The 1,753-nt window shown below is 29.5% G+C and carries 1 protein-coding gene and 2 pseudogenes; all 3 read right to left on the reverse strand.

Features of this window, described 5'->3' with window-relative positions:
* A pseudogene (locus LC419_RS23375) lies at positions 1-268 on the reverse strand (hypothetical protein); the annotation flags it as partial.
* A 661-nt stretch (positions 269-929) separates the two neighbouring features.
* Positions 930-1,268: pseudogene (locus LC419_RS24295) on the reverse strand (transposase).
* 127 nt (positions 1,269-1,395) lie between these two features.
* Positions 1,396-1,753 (reverse strand): glycine betaine ABC transporter substrate-binding protein (locus LC419_RS23385; protein WP_223609613.1); only part of this gene is annotated, 358 nt, incomplete at its 5' end.

Consider the following 1,753-nt stretch of genomic DNA (forward strand, 5'->3'; position numbering starts at 1 on the left):
TATTCCAATCTAAATTTGGAAAAGGGGATGTTTGTTTTGTGGAAGTATCATATTGCATAACCCTTATTTGTGGATTAAAGAATGGATGATTACTGAAAACAAGCTCTCCTGAATTCTTATATGCTATATTGCCAACTGGTGCAGAGACTTCGGCAAACAACTCCAACTGTGTCTTTTTTTGTATCTGTTCATTTGATAAAGCATCATCTTTACGATCACAACTGATCAAACCAACAGAAAAAATTAATATTATAACAAAATTCTTCATTTCTTTATATTTTCATATCGAATTAAAAAGGATATTTATTTACAACTAAATTATGATATGTTGAAGCTAAATACTTGTATTTTAATGCCAAATAAAGGTAGATATCTGCCACCTGAATATTAATTCTGAAAATATCAAATGGATAAAACAATAAGTTATAGTTTACTAATAAGTACAAAAAGTTTGCACCTAAGAATTATAAATATTTAATTGTTAAGAATCAAATTAGGTGAAAACCCTGTCAAACTAGAACATTTTTCTCAAATTTCCTTTGATTTTTACTCATTTTACATTGCCTTAATTTTTTACGACTTAGGCATCATACTTCTTATTCATTCCAATTCTCTGCGTTGCAAACTCTCTTTTTAAATCCTTATTATTTTGTGCGCCCAAAAGTACAAAAACCAAAACACCCGGAATTTATTTAAATATTAATCCTTTAAGACAAAAAATATTTATAAGCTTTAAATAAATAATATAACCTGAGTTTGGGTTAAGCGAAGTTTAAAAATAATTGACCATCATTTACTTTTTTCAAATTTAATTATGGTTTTTTGGAAAGAAATAATATGCAGTAATGCTTCCCAAAATATTTATCATAAAGTTGTTTACACTTCTATGAAGAGTGTGCTCCACTTGACAATGATGTTTAGTTCATCATTTATAGTTCAATCTCTCTTTTGTGAAATAAAATTTTGTCTTCCATATTCGTAATATGGTTCTTCATATTCTTGCGAAAAGTTTTCCGAAAAGTTGTTTTGTCATTTTTTTGATGTGTTTTGGGTTTCTTTCGTCCATATTGCCTTTCGTTAAATAAAAGGATAAAAAGTTCTCCTTTTTCATTGCAAACCAAATGCAATTTAAACCCATAGAACCAACCCATTGAAGATTTTCCCCCGTTCTGCTAATCCTTTAAAACCTTATGATTATGGATTCTTTGATTTCTGCAAAATTTCAAGGTGGTGCTGTCAATAAAACTAATTCCTGTGTATTTTCCCAAACATTTTTCTTCATAAAATAGAGCGAAAACTACAAAACTTCTCTGCTGAAGTTCTAAGAATCTTTTGTAGGAAAACTTTTAGTAAACAAATCTCAAGTATAATAATTGGTATATTCTATAAATCTTTTTATACATTTCCTTCTAGCATGCGGATATAGCTTTCGATAGAACCGTAATTCTGCTGAATCCAACGTTTAGCAGCTTCTTTGGCACTTAGTTTATATTTATAAAATGAATACTCTATATAGGATACAGCATCGTTACCAATTCTAATTGACGATAATATATCCAGATCATTTTCAGAAAAAAAAGTTGCCGCTTGTTTTAATAGTATTGGGGTTGCCAGATCTTTACCCCATAATAAACCCTTTGGCTCTTCCAATGGAAAAATATCAAACATATGGTGAAGATACTGGGGATGCCATAAAGGTATAATGAAATTTTGCCTGGCTTTGAGCTGTGCTTCTACCAGATTGTTAAAATTT

This window comes from Chryseobacterium sp. OSA05B, assembly GCF_019970065.1.
GTDB lineage: Bacteria > Bacteroidota > Bacteroidia > Flavobacteriales > Weeksellaceae > Chryseobacterium.